Raw genomic sequence first — 17,163 nt, 5'->3', positions numbered from 1 at the left:
ATCATGGTAGCGAATTTACGTTTAAAAAAAAGCGACTTAAGTCATCTTTAATGGCGACACAAGAGAATATAGGGTAAGCTTCGCGCAATTCTTGTACAGCCTGTCTGTACACCTGCCTTTGTCATGACACGAGTACATCTATGAGTTTCAATCAACTGGGTCTGTCAGCACCGATTCTTAAAGCCATTGAAGAACAAGGCTACAGCACACCCTCGCCCATTCAAGCGCAAGCCATTCCAGACATTTTAGAAGGTCAAGACGTCATGGCCGCCGCGCAAACGGGTACTGGAAAAACCGCTGGTTTCACCTTGCCTCTTTTAGAAAGATTAAGTGCGGGCAAACTGGCCAACCACAACCAAGTGCGTGCGCTGGTATTAGCACCAACCCGTGAATTGGCTGCGCAAGTAGGTGAGAGCGTAAAACAGTACGGTCAGCATTTGCCGTTAAAATCCTGCGTGGTATTTGGTGGTGTCAAAATCAACCCACAAATGATGGCCTTGCGCCGTGGTGCAGACATACTAGTCGCCACACCGGGCCGCTTATTGGATTTGTACCAACAAAACGCCATCAAATTTGACCAACTTGAAGTCTTGGTATTGGATGAAGCGGATCGCATGTTGGACATGGGCTTCATTCACGACATCAAACGCGTGCTGGCGATTTTGCCGAAAAAGCGCCAAAACCTTCTTTTCTCAGCGACTTTCTCGCAAGAGATTCGAGATCTGGCCAAAGGTTTAGTGAACCATCCTGTGGAAATTTCCGTTACACCACGAAATGCGACAGCAAAATCCGTTGAACAATGGCTACACCCAGTGGATAAAAAACAAAAAATCCACTTATTGATCGACTTGATTGCCCAAGGGCAATGGCAACAAGCCTTGGTTTTTTCTCGTACCAAACACGGTGCCAACAAGATCACCAAACAATTAGAAGACGCTGGCATCCGCGCCAGTGCCATTCATGGCAACAAAAGCCAAGGAGCGAGAACCCGTGCCTTATCAGACTTTAAAGAAGGCCGTATTCGTATTTTGGTCGCCACCGACATTGCCGCACGCGGCATTGATATCGAAGAGTTACCTCATGTGGTGAATTTCGATTTACCTGATGTGGCGGAAGACTATGTTCATCGTATTGGTCGTACAGGTCGAGCCAGCGCCACTGGGCAAGCCATCTCTTTAGTATCTGCTGACGAACTGGATCAACTCAAAGCCATTGAGCGACTCACCCAAAAGCTCATCGAGCGTCGCTATGTTGATGACTTTTTCCCAACCCATATGTTGCCAGATACCACACTGGATACGCGCCCTATTAAGCCGAAAAAACCGAAAAAGCCTAAGAAGCCCAAAACAGGCAATGCGGCGGCCAATTCAGCTAACAGCAATAGAAAAGCGAAAAAGCCAGCGCCAAAAGCCGATGTTACGCCCGGCCCGGGATTACGCAGCAAACCTTTGGCACCAGCTAGACGCAAGCGCAAGCCAAACAGCGCAGCCAACAAACCAAGCAATGGATAACTAAGGCAAAATAGAGCTAAGACAAACATAGCAATAAGCAGCGCTGACAATAGGGTCAGCGCAACAAAACCGCATGGATGCCAGCAAGGCTAAACATGCCATCCCCCTCTAAAGCCCATTTCCCCGCTTACTTATCAAAATGCTTCATCCAAGTTTGCAAATGATTTAGCAGGGCCAATGGCGCTTCTGTTAACTGTCTACCAATGCGCGTTACCAAATGAATCTCACCGGATGACAAGATAGGATCGACGATTGGCAAGGAGATAAGATGACCGTCGGCTACCTCTCGTCTAACAATAAACTCAGGTAAAATCGTCACCCCCATATCAGAGCGAACAAATTCCTTTACAACAGACATGGAATTTACCGTAATACATGGGGTAAACCTTACTCTGTTCTTGAACTCGGCGACGGCAATCAGTTGACGAATACCAAATTCTTTTTCTTGCAAAGCAATTTGATAAGGCAGAATTTCTTCAAGCTCTATTGGACGCTTTAACTGGGTTAATGGGTGCTCAGGAGGAACAATGACACATAAGGGATGACTGGAAATCTGATGAGAGCGCAATTTTTCATTATGCGGAGGATGAAATAACACACCGATATGTGCTTCATCTTCATGCACTCTACGAATCAGTTCATTGGTACCTGCAATATGAATTGATAAGGTCAGATTAGGATAACGCTTCTGGAATTCAGGCAAAGCACGAGACATAATATCGCCAATGAAGCCCTCCCCCAATGCCAAAGAAATATGCCCTGACTTAAGACCTTGCAAGGCTTCAATATCCGCAAGGCAGGACTCTTTATGTGAAGTGGTTTCGCGAAAATAACGTAATAAAATTTGCCCCGCTTCTGTTGGACAAACCCCTTTACGATTTCGCTCAATTAAAATGCAGGCCAGTTCTTCTTCAAGATGGGCAATCTGTCTACTGACCGCGGATGGCGCCACATCCAATTTGTCTGCCGCGGCACGTATTGTTCCAAGAGAGACGGCCTCATAGAAATACCTGACGCGTTTATCATTAATTTCCTTCATCGCTCTTTTACCTCTCTGCTCTTTCACGAAATGCCCAGACAAAAAAATGGCAGTAAGCAAAACTTACTACCATTTTCTAATCTTGAACAAGGACAGTCGCTTTAACTCTCTAAATTGCGACTAATTTACCGCCTTTCAGTCTCTTTTTAACAATCTATTTTCAACCAGAGAACACCAAAAACGAATCCCCGTCTCAATCACATCATCATTAAAGTCATAATATGGATTGTGCAAAGACACGGTTTCTTCTCCGGCTTTATCCACCCCCAGCCAAAAATAGGCTCCTGGACAGGCTTGTAGCATAAAAGAAAAATCTTCCGATGCCATTGAAGGATCAAGGTTAAGGTGCACTTTATTTTCACCCACCAAAGACAAGGCATTTTGGTAAACAATGTGCGCATGCTCTTTATGGTTTTTCGTAACAGGATACCCTTTATGATAAGTAAGTTTCGCCGTTACCCCCTTGCCAGCGGTATTCACACTATCCATATACTCCTTAATGAGCGCTTCCACACGCACACGGGTTTCAGGAGCCAAACACCGCACACATCCAGTTAGAGAGGCCACTTCAGGTATCACATTAAAGGCATCGCCACTATGAAAAGTCGTAACACTGACCACCGCCGATTCCAGCGGCGACAGTCGGCGCGACACAATGGTTTGCAATTCCAGCACCAACTCGGACGCATAGACAATAGGATCGACCCCCAAGTGCGGCATAGCGGCATGACAGCCCTTTCCTTCAACACTAATTTCAAAGGTATCAACCGATGCCATAATGGCACCTTCATTGACCGCAATATCACCAGCCGGTAAGCCTGGCCAGTTATGCAGACCATATATGGCGTCCATCTGAAAACGTTCAAACAAACCATCATCAATCATCTTTTGCGCACCAGCATAGCCTTCCTCAGCCGGCTGAAAAACACAATAAACCGTGCCGTTAAAAGACCTATGCTCACTAAGGTATTTTGCCGCTCCTAATAACATAGCGGTATGTCCATCGTGACCGCAGGCATGCATACAGCCTTGGTTCTGTGACTTATGCTGGCTTTCTCCTAGCTCTTGCATTGGCAAGGCATCCATATCGGCTCGCAAACCTATGCTAGGACCATCACCGTTTTTAATAACACCGACGACCCCGGTTTCGCCAATTCCTTCAATGACTTCATCAACCCCAAACTCTCTCAATAAGGTTGCCACCTTGTTAGAGGTTTTATGCTCCTGAAAAGCCAGTTCGGGATGCTGATGGATCTCTTTTCTCCATTTGATAACATCCAACATAAGATGATTAAATTGCATAGTCTGTTTATCCTAAATTTGCACCGTAGCCAAAATTCATAGCGGGTGTTCTTGCTGTCTCCACCCACACACTCTTTACTTCACTGTATTCACGAAGTGCATCAATTCCAGAAGAGCGACCATAACCACTGTCACCAAAGCCGCCGAACGGAGAGGCTACGTTAATGGTTTTATAACTGTTTATCCAGAAAGTACCCGCCTTTACTTGGTCGGCAATGCGGTGCGCTCGACCTACATCTTTGGTCCAGACCGCCCCCGCCAAACCAAAGCGACTGTCATTGGCAATCGCAATGGCGTCATCCTCGTCTTTAAAGGGAATCGCCACCACCACAGGGCCAAAGATTTCTTCTTGCGCACAGGCCATCGAATTTCGCCCTTTCAACAGGGTTGGATTGACGTAGAAACCTGTCCCTTCAGGAACGCTGGGTAAACCATTATCCACCACTTTTGCCCCTTCTGCTTTCGCCACATCAAGCATTTTGGTCACATGAGCGTATTGCTTAGCGTTGTTAATGGGGCCAACTTGCGTCTCTACAGACAAGGGATCACCAATGATAAAATGTTTCGCCGCTTGCGCTACTGCGGTACAAAATTCATTATAAATTGACTCTTGCACCAACAAACGTGAGCCAGACACACAACTCTGCCCCGCTCCCGCAAAGATCGCCGCTTGGGCACCGCGAACCGCCAAATCAAGATCAGCGTCTTCAAAGACAATATTGGCCGATTTACCCCCCAATTCCAACACACATGGGATACCACGCTCAGCAGAAGTCATGGCAATTTTCTTGCCCGTGGCAGGCGAGCCAACAAACACCACTTTACGAATGTCCGCGTTTTGAATCGCCGCTTGACCCGCTGTATGGCCATAACCGGCAATCACATTGATCAAACCTTTCGGCAGTCCCGCTTGCTCTGCCAAGGCTGCCACCAGAATAGAAGAAACAGGGGTTAACTCAGAAGGTTTCAAAATAACCGCATTGCCCGCCGCAATCGCCGGCGCTAGCTGCCAACCACAAGTAAAGATAGGTGCATTCCACGGCGTGATCTGCAACACAGTCCCTAAAGGCTGATACGTCACATAATTAAGGTGCGAAGTTGGCACGGGAATCACGTCACCGTGCAATTTATCCGTCCAGCCAGCATAGTATTCGAACATTTCTGCTACTTTCGCCACTTCCACGTTCGCATCACGAATTGGCTTATTGGAAGAATAGGCTTCGACAATCGCTAAATCTTCTAAATTGTCGCGCAGCTTAGCACCAATACGAAACATAACCTGACCACGCGCCTGTGCCGTCAGACCCCACCATGCTTTACGAGCCAGTTGTGCGGCCTTATCGGCCATGTCAATAATGCTGGCATCGGCATCGGGATAACTCAATAATTCACTTTCATCGTGCGCACTGTGAATAACCACCTTGCTCCCCTTACCGGAAACAAATTCACCACCGACAAAGTTTTTGACCGTTTTTACATCGTCCCAGTATTGACGGATGATGGCATTATATTGCTCTTTCATTGCTATCCTTCCTCACCGAATAGTTCTGGGTCCGTACATTTAACAATGGCACAGAAATCCTCAGCAGCACCTACTTTACCGTCACTCGCGCGCCACAGTTCTGCGGTCTTTTGCAACATAGGCAGATCTAATCCAAGGGATTCGGCTAAGTCTTTCGCCAGACCAACGTCTTTACGCATTAACGCCATAGTAAAGCCTGAGTTATAAGCCTTGTTCATCACCCAATTAGGAAACATGACCTGACTCGCCGCACTGCTGCCCGAACCAGCACTAATGGCTTGCAGTGCTTGCTGTGGATCCAGTCCCGCTTTTTCTGCCATAGAAACGGCTTCCGCCGTGGTAATCAGATGTGCCGCTGCCAATAGATTATTGGCAATTTTAGCTATGTTTCCCGCACCCACTTCACCAACGTGAATGCGCACCCGAGTCATTGCCTCAAAGATAGGAAGCAAGGCTTCATAAGCCTCCTTACTGCCACCCACCACCATACTCATGGTTCCTGCTGCGGCCCCCGCTGGCCCGCCAGATACAGGGGCATCAACAAATTCCACTCCGATGGATTGCAACTCATTCGCTACCTTACGGCTGGTTTCCGCCACAGAAGTGGTGGTATCAATAACCTTGCTGCCTTCTTTAAGCAGGGCTTTCAGTCCCTGTTTGCCAAGACAAACCGCTTCAACATGCTCCGCTTTGGGCAGAGATAAGATGATAACAGAGCACTTCTCAGCCAACTCTGAAATCTCTTTTACCACCGCAATGCCTTGCTCTGAGGCTAACTGACGTGCTTCTTCAGACAAATCAAAACCATAAAGAGTAAAGGCTTTTTTTACTAAGGTCGCCGCCATATTGCGCCCCATATTCCCTAACCCAATGACACCAATTGCATCTTGCATAGTTCAATACCTACCGATTTATCTTTGCTGTGTTAATCATGGCCATTATGACGATATTTAACATGACAAGAGAGGCGATTTTTTGTTGCCGTAAAAGCAACAAAAGGACAAAATTTCGCTGAAATACAGAACAGCATTCCTGCTGTTCTGTGTGATTGTGATTGTGATTGAGGGTTAATAACCTATAGAAACAGGTTCGCGACCAAGGCAGAACCGACATAAGTGCCCGTAAACACCAGTAACGAAATAACGATAATTTTAATACCTGAACGTTTAAAAACAGCCACTTCCATTTGCGAAATGGCCATCGCCGCATAGGCTAAAACGGGCGTCACGATAGATAAAAAGTTCAGCTCTTTTAGCTCACTAAGAATCACCCCAGAGACAGGGGAAAGGGGAATGGTCAACAAAACACTGAGCAAAGAAACCCATGCAACCGCAGGAAAACGGATGGGGACATACTTAGTCAGCAAGAGCCCGACAAAGATCATGGCGTACAAAATTAACATCGCAGGCAAGGCCTGAAGCGGATTCACGCCAGTGCCCGCCCAGTTGGCAAAGAGACTGACAATAGCAACCACTATCAAGGTGATCGCACTTTCTGATAAATTCAGTTTCACTTCTTCAGGCTGATTATTAGCATCATGATTAACGGCTTGATCAAGCATTTTTACTTACCTCATCGTCTGATGGCTGGTTGGTGACATGGGTTTCTGCGTGTGTTTGTTTACTGGCCAGTTTCTTGTAGAACCATTCAGCAAAGGGTAAGGCAATAAAGATGGCCACATACAGCCCAGTAGCATTCGTCAAAAGGTTACTGGCCCCGGCAAAAGCAAGAATGTCTTCTTTCATATCTGGAACCGATGCGGCCAAACTGCCTGAACAAGCTGCCGTCATACTGCCACTGCCAACACCGCACGCCATTGCAAGGGCTCGAATATCCATCCAACCGGTTGACGCCAGAAACCCAGCAAGCAATGAAAAATACAAGGTGCCAAACAAGGTTCCCATGACATATACGCCCATCACACCAATACCCTCACTGCTTTTCAGCCCATAACGGTCTGAAATCAGAGCAATATTTGGCTCACGGGCAATCGAATAAGTGGCCCCTATGGCTTCACGGCCCATTTTAAAGACCAATACCGCGATAGACATGGCAATCAACATGGTGCCTAAATTACCTAACTCTTGCAGAATCATAGCGGCACCAGCGTCCATAATTTTGGGAATAGCAGGGCCGATCAAGGTACCGAACTTAGCAATAAAAGGCAGGATGGCAATACTAATAATGGGCGCCGCAATGGCGGCATTTTTCTTGCTGATGACCTTAGCCGCCGCCCCAATGATATTTGGGTTCAACAAAAGACAAAATAGAAAGACATAGAACAAGGGTAAAAATAAGAGTTTTGCGTTCGCAATGGGGATGCTCTGAATGCCTATCCATTCCGCAATGACGGAAAATAGAATAACAATTAAGTGCAATCTCCAGTTTAATAATAATGATATTGGGGATTGTGCGTTCATTTTGTGACTCCAGTTATTTCAACTTGATGACACTTTCATAAAACGCTTTTTAAAGTTGTCTTTTAAGGTGTGATTTGTTGCCTTTTTGGCAACAGGTGTTGTGTATCCGTCAATCTAACCATACCGACTCCCACGCACTATGCAGGGTGACTCGCACCAATTAGGGACAATGTGACTGCTTTCTCACTGAGATTCTCCTCAAATCCCATCGCGAGGCCAAAATGACACCTAAAATACGCACTAGGATTAAGCAAAAACCAATCCATTTTGGCTCAATACCTTTCTCTTACGGTTTTATCATTATTCCCAAAATCGTTTATTTGGATAACTGATATAACAAAATGGTCTTATTAACTTTTTCAAGTAAGCCCTATAAAGTAAAAGGAAACACAAAATGCTCCTGTAAACTTGTCAGCACTGAAAAGCCCAAGGCGATTCTCGTATTAATGCAAAGCAACCCCCAGACGACACGCCAACAACTTGCCACTGCATTAAACAAAGACGTGAGCACCATTACGTGTGCAATTAACAAACGACAGTAAGCAGGAAAATTAGCCCGTGTGGAGGCGATAAAACAGGTTATTGGCAGGTGCTAGGGTAAAAAAGAATCTAATCCTGCATATTGCTGATAATATTTCCAAAGATGCAGAGCTTTTATTGTGTCGTCTCTTTTAACTGATTTTCTTTTAACTTATTCTCGTTTGATTCATTTTTGGATTTATTCTTACATTGATAGTCTATGTATTTAACTCTATATTCCTCTTCATCTTGATCCTCTTTTTTTGGAATGTATTGCAGAACCCTTCCTTGCTCATAAAAATAAATTTTATCCTTGCTATTCAAATCATGACAACGGCCATTATTGTCGGTAAACATATATTCAGACATGATTTGCTCAAAACGATAACTAGGACTGCCCAAAATTTTACCAAAAACAGCAAAAGGAACACTCAGAAAGCACAGTATCATAAGCACAACAAACCAATTACCTGTACACAAATCCCTAATGGGATTTGGCTTAGGCCTTTCAACAAAAAAATCAAATCTTGCATACAAAAAGAAGTAAAACTTCAAAAAAATAAGACATATGAAAAAAAAACAATAGACAACATAAAAAAGTAAATAAAAACAAAAAACGTAAGCAACCACATTAATAAAATACAGCAAACGTGTTACTTTCTCTGGTGAAACATCAGAATAATAGGAAAAGAAATCAGATGTAAAATAAGGGGATAAGGTTATCGTTACGACATTTAAAAAAACGAAAAAATAAAAAATATATTTCATTTTTTTATACACATACTGCAAAACAAAAGTAGCAAGAGAGAAAAAAGTTAATACAAAAAACAATGACAAGATAAGAAAGATATCAACTTTATATATTAGAGACCAAAAATACCCACCATATAAAACAAAAAAAATTAAAACAAAAAAAGTTAAAACAAGGTTTCCAAAGTTCCAATGTATTGGCAACCTCCACTCATAGCACATAATTTTTTTTAAAATCAAAACCCCCCACCAAAACACCACATTTATAAATTCAAAGGGTAAAATAAAAATCACCCTCCAAAAAAACACACCTATAAATTTAAAAGGAAAAATCAAAATTTTAAATAATGAAATAGGAGAAGCTATGTTTTTAGCCGTTTTCTTGATCACTTCAGCACTGAAAAGATTCTCAATTAAAAAGAGTGTTTCTCTAAGAAAAGACCAAAAAAACCTTAATGGCCTAAAAATAAAACACAAAGCACCAATTAAAGTAAAATTCAGCCCTTCCTTTTTTATATTCTCACTTTCAAATCTTAAAAACGTGAGATATGACAGCACCATGCAAAAAAGTACAGTAAATCCCAAAACATAAAGAGCGGTCTCATTCGTATTTGACAAATCAAAACCCTCCTTGGTTATAAGGTTTGTGCGACTGGCGCTTCCGCTAGGTTAAATAACGTAGTGTGTGAATCAGTTAGACAGGCTTCTAACGGCTCACGTATAGACAGTTTTTCTATCTTCCCTAATAGCATGTGTTATTCCTTCTTTAATCTATGTCTAAGGCGGGTAAGTTATTGACTATTTTCATGGTTTCTAAACTGACGGTGATGACGCGCTGTAGTAGTTCCAGTGGGTATTTCGGGTTGTTCATAGTTTCAATTGCCCAGTCGTTGGCGTCGTTCACTATGCCGCTGGCTTTGTCGGTTTTTACACATTGGCGATCCATCACCCATTCTATGGCGGCTTTGCCGTTCACCACGTAATCGTAGGCTTCGACTGGAATGTCTCGCACAGTAATGGCGTGGTTGTAGATGATGGTGTGTTTTTCACCTTTTTTAGCCAGTTTCATTTTAGTAACGCGGAAATCCTCGTTACTCAATTGCTTGATGGTGCGTTTACCGCAATCCAAGGTGACAGGGTAAGGGGTAACGGTTTCGTAGTTGATGTGCAGTTCGGCCAAGTCGCGCCCTGCTTGGCTGAAATGCCAAAAATCTTTAGCGGTTTTCACACAAGGAATACGAGGCAGTTCTTTACTTAAATTGTCCGCATATCGGTCGCGGTAATCCTGTGAATGCAGCAAGCCATACACGTAATAAAAAATGTCTTCCTTACTCAAAGTCTCGTTAGGGTACGCCTGTTGGAAATGCGCTAAACCTGCGTCGCTAATGCCGTCTTTACGGGTATAACCGTCTTCACTTATTGCCTCTGGTTTGGCGGCAAACAAATCGCCACTGTCTCCAAAGTCGATGGTATCGTCTTCAACTTTTTCGTAGAGGTAAAGTGGAAATCCTTGCCCACCGGAATGTTGCATATTTAGGTCTGGGACATCTTTAGAAAGCATTGCTGAAAAAGCTTTACCTCCATTTCCTGAACCACTTAAATATATTATAAAGTTTTCGGATTCTGCTAACGGATAGAACTTCTTCATTTGATACGTCATATCATTAAAGTTCTTATCAAAGTAAAGCCATTGAGCTGTAAATGGCCTATATAATGATTTATAGATAAGAAATCTGTTGAAAGGCAATTCTTTTTTTCTGATCAAATCATTTTTTAAACCTCTATTCCAACTTATTTTAGATGGATCGAAATTTATAAGATCATCAATTTTTTCTTTCAAATCATTATATTTAATTAATCGCTCCACTTCAGAATTATAAAAGCTAACCAATGTATACATGTTCTCATGTAGTTTTAAATAGGAAGAATTAAAACACCAAGCATCCCTAGCAGTAGCAACACCTCTAGAATAGTTTTCAAAAATAGACTTTTTATCCTGACTAGAAGACTTATCACCAATTTTAATAAAGTTTTCAAAGCTATCATCCCGCTGACCAACCCAATCATGATGTTCATCTGGTATCAATTCTGACCAGGCATTGGCTTGTGTAATGCCTTTCAGGCTGGCGAAGTCGGCAATTTTATCGAGTTTTTGCTGTTGAGTGAGGTAATCGCCAATGTCGTGCCAATGGATTTTGCTATTCGTCATCGCGGCGGGATTTTTCACCAAAAAAGTCATGGCGATTGGTGTGCGAGTGCCTTGACCAAATACATTGTCTTTTTCTTTTCGACGTATTTCTCCCGATGTTCTGGCATTACCACGCAAATGGAACACATAAATAGAAGAGAACTCCTCGGCTAAGCACTTTCGTAAACCGCCGGCTGTATTGGCTTCTAAAAAGCCTGCATTGGTAACAAAGCCAATAATACCGCTGTTGCCTACTCGATCGCTTGCCCAGCGAATGGCGCGAATGTAGGAATCATACAGGGCGTTTTTATTGGTGGCGCTGGAATGGGCGGCGTAGGTATCACGAATACGGTTATCCAGCCCTTTGTAGGCGATGTTAGCGTTGTTGTCATTGGCGTTCGTTTGACCTGCCGAATACGGCGGGTTGCCCATGATCACACGAATATCAAGGTTCTTTTGACGGTTACGGCGGTCGCTGTTGTCGGCCAATAATTCACTTACCAAGTCGTCTTTTTCATAGAGTTGGAAGGTGTCGGTTAAGCAAATGCCTTCAAAAGGCTGGTATTCGCCACCTACTAAACTGTGATACACCGCTTCTATGTTGACGGCGGCAATGTAGTAGGCCAATAACACCAGTTCGTTGGCGTGAATCTCATGCTGGTATTTGTGGGGCAGTTGCTCTTTGCTAATCAAGCCACTTTGTAGCAAGCGAGTGACAAAGGTGCCTGTGCCCGTGAAGGGGTCAATAATATGCACACCTTCGCTACCAAGACTTTGCCCGAACTCTTGTTTTAGCAAGTCATCAATACTATGGATGATGAAATCCACTACTTCCACTGGGGTGTAGACTATTCCTAGGCGTTCGGTCATTTTCGGGAAGGCATTGCGGAAAAATTTATCGTACAGTTCGACAACAATTTTTTGCTTACCTTGAGCGTTGTCTATGCCCTCGGCTCGCATTTTCACACTGGCGTAGAACTTTTCTAGGGTATCGGCTTCTTTGTCTATGTTGTGCTCTTGCAACAAGTCCAACACTTGCTGCATGGCAAGGGAAACCGGGTTGTTATTGGCAAAGCTGTGCTCTTTAAACAGGGCATCAAACACGGGCTTGGTGATAAGATGCTGCGCCAGCATTTCGATCACTTCGTCATTGGTGATACTGTCGTTTAGATCGTCTCTTAGTTCGTCAGCAAAAGCCGTAAAAGCGGCCACTTCGTTGGTATTGTTCGTGTCCGAAACAATGGCGGTAATGCGACTGATGTGCCTTGTGGCGATGTCGCTGATGTCTTTCGCCCATTCTGTCCAATAATTACGATTGCCGCATTTTTTAACCACTTTGGCATACAGAGCTTTTTCGATTTCACCCACTTCAAATTGCAGACCATGCTGATCTGTCATTTGGCCTTCAACATCATAACTGGCTACTTTTTCCCCTATGCGGTATTCACCCTTGCCGGTGTTTTTGTTGTCTTTTTTGCCGTCAGATTTTTTATTAATTTGATCCGTGATGGCGATGACTTCCATCTTGCTGTGATCTTGGCCGATCAAATCTAATTTATTAATCATGGCGTCAAAGCGATCATCGTGGGAGCGCAAGGCTTGCAATACTTCCCATACCACCTTGTAGGTTTTGTTGTCGTCTAGGGCTTTATGAGGCTCCATGCCAGAGGGTATCACGACAGGTAAAATCACGTAGCCACGTTCTTTGCCCGGCGCGTTACGCATTACTCGGCCAACAGACTGCACTACATCGACTTGGGAGTTTCTTGGGGTTAGGAAGAGCACGGCGTCTAGGGCGGGCACATCCACGCCTTCTGACAAGCAGCGAACATTACTCAAAATACGACAAGTGTTATCTGGCGATGCTTCTTTTAACCAGTTGAGTTTGGCTTCTTTTTCGCTGGCGTTCATGCTGCCGTCTACGTGCTCGGCTTGGCATTTTAATGTGTGGTGCGCTTCGTCTTGCGCTTGATAAGCCTCCACCACGTCTTCAAACATGTCTGCAATATTTTTCGAACTGACTTTATGGGTTGTACTCTTAGAGTTTGTAGAGGCTGGTTCAATCACCTGACAAAAGGCCACCGCACGACGCATTGGCTCTAGGTCGTCACTTTCCTCTTCATTTTGCTTGCTAAGAGCTTTCCAGCAGCCAATGATTTTTGCGGCATCATCGACTTTAAGCTGGTTATCTTCGTCTTTTAGCAAGCTCTGTAGGCGTGAACTAATGTGATCTTGTGAAACGGTCAATACAATCACTTTATAATCACATAACAAGCCTCGCTGTACGGCTTCGGAAAAGTTGATGGTAAACAGTTCTTTACCATAAAGCGCGGGATCGTCCATAGAGCAGAGTACGGCGTCTTCTTGCTCGGCTTTGGCTTTGGCAAGGTCGTGATAAATGCGTGGGGTCGCCGTCATATAAAGGCGCTTTTGGGATTTGATGAAGTCTTGATCGTGAACTTTGACAAAGTTGCTTTCATCATCTCCTACAAAGGTAGCACCCGTGGTACGGTGGGCTTCATCACAAATGATCAAATCAAAGTCGGCTAAGCCAGACAGGGTTTGCGCTTTGTTAATCACATCAATGGAATGATAAGTGGAAAACACCACGCTCATGTGTTGTTCGTCGTGGCGTTTTTCCATCGCTTTAGCGAGGCTTTCGTGGTTGGTGGTGGCAGGGAAACGCAGTTCATGAGCGTAAGTATTAACAGCATCATCGTCTTTCTTACGTTTTTTCCCTACTTCGCTGTCCGAACAGACGGCAAAGCTATGTAGGGGTGTTTGGCTTTCTTGTGTCCATTCCGTCAGAGTTTGCGATAATAGTGACAAGCTTGGCACAAGGAACAATACACGTTTGCCTTTGCCAACCAATTGTTCGGCTATTTTTAAGCTGGTGAAGGTTTTGCCTGTACCACAAGCCATTATGAGCTTGCCACGCTCAGCAGTCAGTAGGCCTTTTTCCACGGCATTAAGGGCTCTGATTTGGTGATCTCTAAGGGATTTTTTTGTCTTTAATACCGGTGTTTGGTTTGGCTGGTACAAAGACCAATCTATTTGGCTATTTTCTAAGTCATTTAGGTCTATTTTGGTGACAGGTGGTTGCTGGTCACGTAGAGCATCGTCAGCGTGTTCGCTCCAATTATTTGAGGTCGTCACTATGACACGGCGAGCAAAGGGCTTCTTGCCTGAGGCGGTAAAAAAGCTGTCTATGTCACGCTTTTGTACACGGTAATCGGTTGCGTAGCATTTACACTGAATTGCATGATATTCGTCGGTTCCTTGAGTTTTCGCAACCAGATCAATGCCGATGTCTCGTCCATCAATGCCTTGCTCTTTTGCCCAGTCAGCATAAAGCCAAACATGGCTGTATAACTCTTTGTAGGTGGCTTCGTGCTTTAGGTAGGTAACAATCAGCTCTTCAAAGTAAGTCCCTTTTTCACGTTCAGATTGGGAAACAGAACGGTAGCGTTCCAGTATATTTTGAAGAGGTGTCATACAAGGATCCTGTTGTATAAAAGTGCTGGTAAAAAGGCTTATATAATAATAGAAAATGAAATCATACTAGTATAATTCAAAGTCGGAAGTAAGACTTGTTAGCAAAGGAATTGCCAACGCATATCATTAAAGCCATAAGGTTTGCCATTCGTTTTTTACACACCAAAAGAATAAAAAAGCCCCTAGAAATTAGCATTCACTAACTCTCTAGAGGCTTATTTTATATGGTGGGCCTGCCCAGACTTGAACTGGGGACCTGCCGATTATGAGTCGGATGCTCTAACCAACTGAGCTACAGGCCCGAAAAGCGGAACGAATTATAGCGACAAGCGCTGGGGATGCCAAGCCGTAATGTTAATTTTGCGAGTCAATTCACGCAATTAGTGTTCAAGGGGCCTTGCAGGTAAGCATTGTAGGTGAGTGGTGACCGAGTATTAGTAAGCTCTGCTGATGGCGCCCGGTGGCACGCCCATGACTTTTTTAAAACTGCGTCGAAACGCGGCTTCACTCTGATACCCCAATTCATCGCTGAGCAGGGCAAGGTTTTTGTCGCCACTTTTGAGTCTTTGTGCCGCCACTCGCATGCGCCATAAGGTGAGGTAGGCCATAGGCGTCATGGCGAGGGTGTCGCGAAAGGCACGACTGAAACTGGAACGCGACATGCCCGCCAAGGCGGCCAGATCGTCCAGATGCCAAGGCTGCTCTGGTTGCTCATGCATAGCGACAATAGCGCGAGCCAGTTTGGCATCACTCAAGCCGGCCAATAATCCCGAAGGCATACGGTTATTCTGCATAAAGAGGCGCAAGAGTTGCACTAATAGGGCTTCCGCCAAGCGTTCCAGCACCACTTGTGAACCACATCTGGCTTGAACAAATTCTTCTATTAAGATGCCATTAAGGGGTCGCAGCGATTGGCCAATGTCCTCTTTCTCGGTGATTTTCACCCAAGGCAGATCAGCATCCAGCAAAGGGTTTAACGCTTTACTGGCAAAATCGTATTCGCAAATCAACAGCTGTGAAGCTTGCTCAGTCGTACCTGTGGTTAAGGTAAAATGTATACCTGATGCTAACCAAGCGCCCTCTCCTTGATGCAGTCGCAAATGTCTGTCCTGCTGATCTTTGAGAATCACCTCGCCTGCTAGCCCATAAAGCCAGTAACAGGCTGGGGATTTTAACGCCAGCGGCTGTGCTGACGCTTGCGCAAATAGGCCGGTTACGGCCGTTGTTCTGGGTCGAAAAGCACTTAGTACGGAAGACAATCTGTCCATATCAATCACCCATTAAAAATACGATCTGCAACATTTATGATATTTTAAAGCATCCATCGTATCATCAAATCTTCTATCATGTCTTCATTGTTCTACCACTAACAAGAGGATGCATTATGACTCCACAAGTTTTAAAACCAAGACAAGCAACTCCTGAACTCAGCGTTAACACCTTACAAGGCAAATGGCGTCTGGCCGAGCAAACACCAGAGTGTTTTACCATGATAGTGGTGTACCGTGGCCTACATTGTCCTATCTGTAAGAATTACTTGCGTGAACTCAGTCGTTTATTAGAAGACTTTGAAAATAAAGGTGTAGGGGTATTGGCACTGAGTTCAGACACTCAAGAACGAGCGCAACAAGTTGCCACAGAATGGGAAGTTGACAAGCTGGCTATCGGTTATGGGCTAACTGTGGAACAGTCCCAGGCTTGGGGGTTGCACCGCAGTGCTGGCCGTGGGCTCACCAGTATCGGCATTGAGGAGCCAGCCGAGTTTACTGAGCCGGGCTTATTTCTGCTGCGTCCAGATGGCACCCTATATTGGAGCAACATCAGTACCATGCCATTTGCGCGTCCTAACTTTAAAGAAGTCTTAGGGGCCATTGATTTTGCCATCAGCAAAGATTACCCAGCGCGCGGTGAATTGGTGTAATTAGTGAGACAGGAAAGACTCTGCTACTCAAAGGGATTTGATCATGATGTGTTGAGGGCCTGAAGGACCGCCTTCATACAGAGTTTGCGAGTCTTTGAAACCCGCTTTTTCATAGCATACTTTGGCGGCTGTATTGAGGCAGTTCACCGTCAATAAGAGACGTTTATATCTGCTGTATTCAGTCACAAGATAGTCGTCTAAGCCTTGTAAAGCCTGACTGGCAAAGCCTTTACCTTGATAAGCTTGGTCAATGAAGAACTTTCTCAAACCAAGGTCATGAGTACCGGCAAAGTCATGGGTTTGACTAAACACAGTATCTAATAAGAAAAAGCCAACAATCTCGTCTTGATCACAAATGATGTAGGGACGCACTTGCGCATTGGCCAAAGACAGGATATCCGTCATTTTGCCCACAAACCTTTGTTGTTCTGGTAGCACCTTGAGGTCAATGACTCGACCTACATGCTTAGTGGTCATTTTTTCTATGTGAGTCAAA

General features: G+C 44.5%; 12 protein-coding genes and 1 tRNA gene. 2 read left to right on the top strand and 11 right to left on the bottom strand.

All coding sequences use genetic code 11. From position 1 onward, the window contains the following. Positions 1 to 140: 140 nt before the first annotated feature. Positions 141 to 1,511: a DEAD/DEAH box helicase gene (locus tag ABXS85_RS15115; protein WP_353667356.1), complete on the top strand. Its 1,371-nt coding sequence runs from the start codon at positions 141 to 143 to the stop codon at positions 1,509 to 1,511. Positions 1,512 to 1,638: 127 nt separating this feature from the next. Here the strand turns inward: ABXS85_RS15115 and ABXS85_RS15110 are convergent, their stop codons facing one another. The 10 genes from ABXS85_RS15110 to ABXS85_RS15065 all read right to left on the bottom strand — a co-directional run bounded on the left by ABXS85_RS15110 (position 1,639) and on the right by ABXS85_RS15065 (position 16,014). Further along, positions 1,639 to 2,550: a LysR family transcriptional regulator gene (locus ABXS85_RS15110; protein ID WP_353667355.1), complete on the bottom strand. Its 912-nt coding sequence runs from the start codon at positions 2,548 to 2,550 to the stop codon at positions 1,639 to 1,641. A gap of 135 nt (positions 2,551 to 2,685) precedes the next feature. Then, positions 2,686 to 3,852, bottom strand: coding sequence for a M20 aminoacylase family protein (locus tag ABXS85_RS15105; protein WP_353667354.1), 1,167 nt, complete (start codon positions 3,850 to 3,852; stop codon positions 2,686 to 2,688). A 7-nt stretch (positions 3,853 to 3,859) separates the two neighbouring features. Further along, entirely contained in the window at positions 3,860 to 5,374 is a 1,515-nt protein-coding gene (locus ABXS85_RS15100) for an aldehyde dehydrogenase family protein (RefSeq protein WP_353667353.1), read from the bottom strand. A gap of 2 nt (positions 5,375 to 5,376) precedes the next feature. Next, a complete protein-coding gene (locus ABXS85_RS15095) occupies positions 5,377 to 6,267 on the bottom strand; it encodes an NAD(P)-dependent oxidoreductase (protein ID WP_353667352.1) in 891 nt (296 codons plus the stop codon). A gap of 182 nt (positions 6,268 to 6,449) precedes the next feature. Beyond that, positions 6,450 to 6,935, bottom strand: coding sequence for a hypothetical protein (locus ABXS85_RS15090; protein ID WP_353667351.1), 486 nt, complete (start codon positions 6,933 to 6,935; stop codon positions 6,450 to 6,452). After that, complete coding sequence (locus tag ABXS85_RS15085) at positions 6,928 to 7,794, bottom strand: DUF3100 domain-containing protein (protein ID WP_353667350.1); 867 nt, start codon at positions 7,792 to 7,794, stop codon at positions 6,928 to 6,930. The genes ABXS85_RS15090 and ABXS85_RS15085 overlap by 8 nt, the downstream gene beginning before the upstream one ends. A 654-nt stretch (positions 7,795 to 8,448) precedes the next feature. Next, complete coding sequence (locus ABXS85_RS15080) at positions 8,449 to 9,681, bottom strand: hypothetical protein (protein ID WP_353667349.1); 1,233 nt, start codon at positions 9,679 to 9,681, stop codon at positions 8,449 to 8,451. A 148-nt stretch (positions 9,682 to 9,829) separates the two neighbouring features. Further along, positions 9,830 to 14,746 carry a type ISP restriction/modification enzyme gene (locus ABXS85_RS15075; protein ID WP_353667348.1) on the bottom strand — a complete coding sequence of 1,639 codons (4,917 nt, stop codon included), beginning with the start codon at positions 14,744 to 14,746 and terminating at the stop codon, positions 9,830 to 9,832. Between the two features lie 225 nt (positions 14,747 to 14,971). After that, positions 14,972 to 15,048: transfer RNA gene (locus ABXS85_RS15070), tRNA-Ile, on the bottom strand. Positions 15,049 to 15,180: 132 nt separating this feature from the next. Then, positions 15,181 to 16,014, bottom strand: coding sequence for an AraC family transcriptional regulator (locus tag ABXS85_RS15065; RefSeq protein WP_353667347.1), 834 nt, complete (start codon positions 16,012 to 16,014; stop codon positions 15,181 to 15,183). 116 nt (positions 16,015 to 16,130) lie between these two features. On the opposite strand from ABXS85_RS15065, the gene ABXS85_RS15060 reads away from it, so the two are divergent. Then, positions 16,131 to 16,667: a peroxiredoxin-like family protein gene (locus ABXS85_RS15060; RefSeq protein WP_353667346.1), complete on the top strand. Its 537-nt coding sequence runs from the start codon at positions 16,131 to 16,133 to the stop codon at positions 16,665 to 16,667. Between the two features lie 27 nt (positions 16,668 to 16,694). On the opposite strand, the gene ABXS85_RS15055 is transcribed toward ABXS85_RS15060, so the two are convergent. Then, positions 16,695 to 17,162, bottom strand: coding sequence for a GNAT family N-acetyltransferase (locus tag ABXS85_RS15055; RefSeq protein ID WP_353667345.1), 468 nt, complete (start codon positions 17,160 to 17,162; stop codon positions 16,695 to 16,697). Position 17,163 lies beyond the last annotated feature (1 nt).

This window comes from Marinomonas sp. THO17, from assembly GCF_040436405.1.
In the GTDB taxonomy this organism is placed as follows: Bacteria; Pseudomonadota; Gammaproteobacteria; order Pseudomonadales; family Marinomonadaceae; genus Marinomonas.
This window is presented reverse-complemented; position numbering and strand designations above follow the sequence as displayed.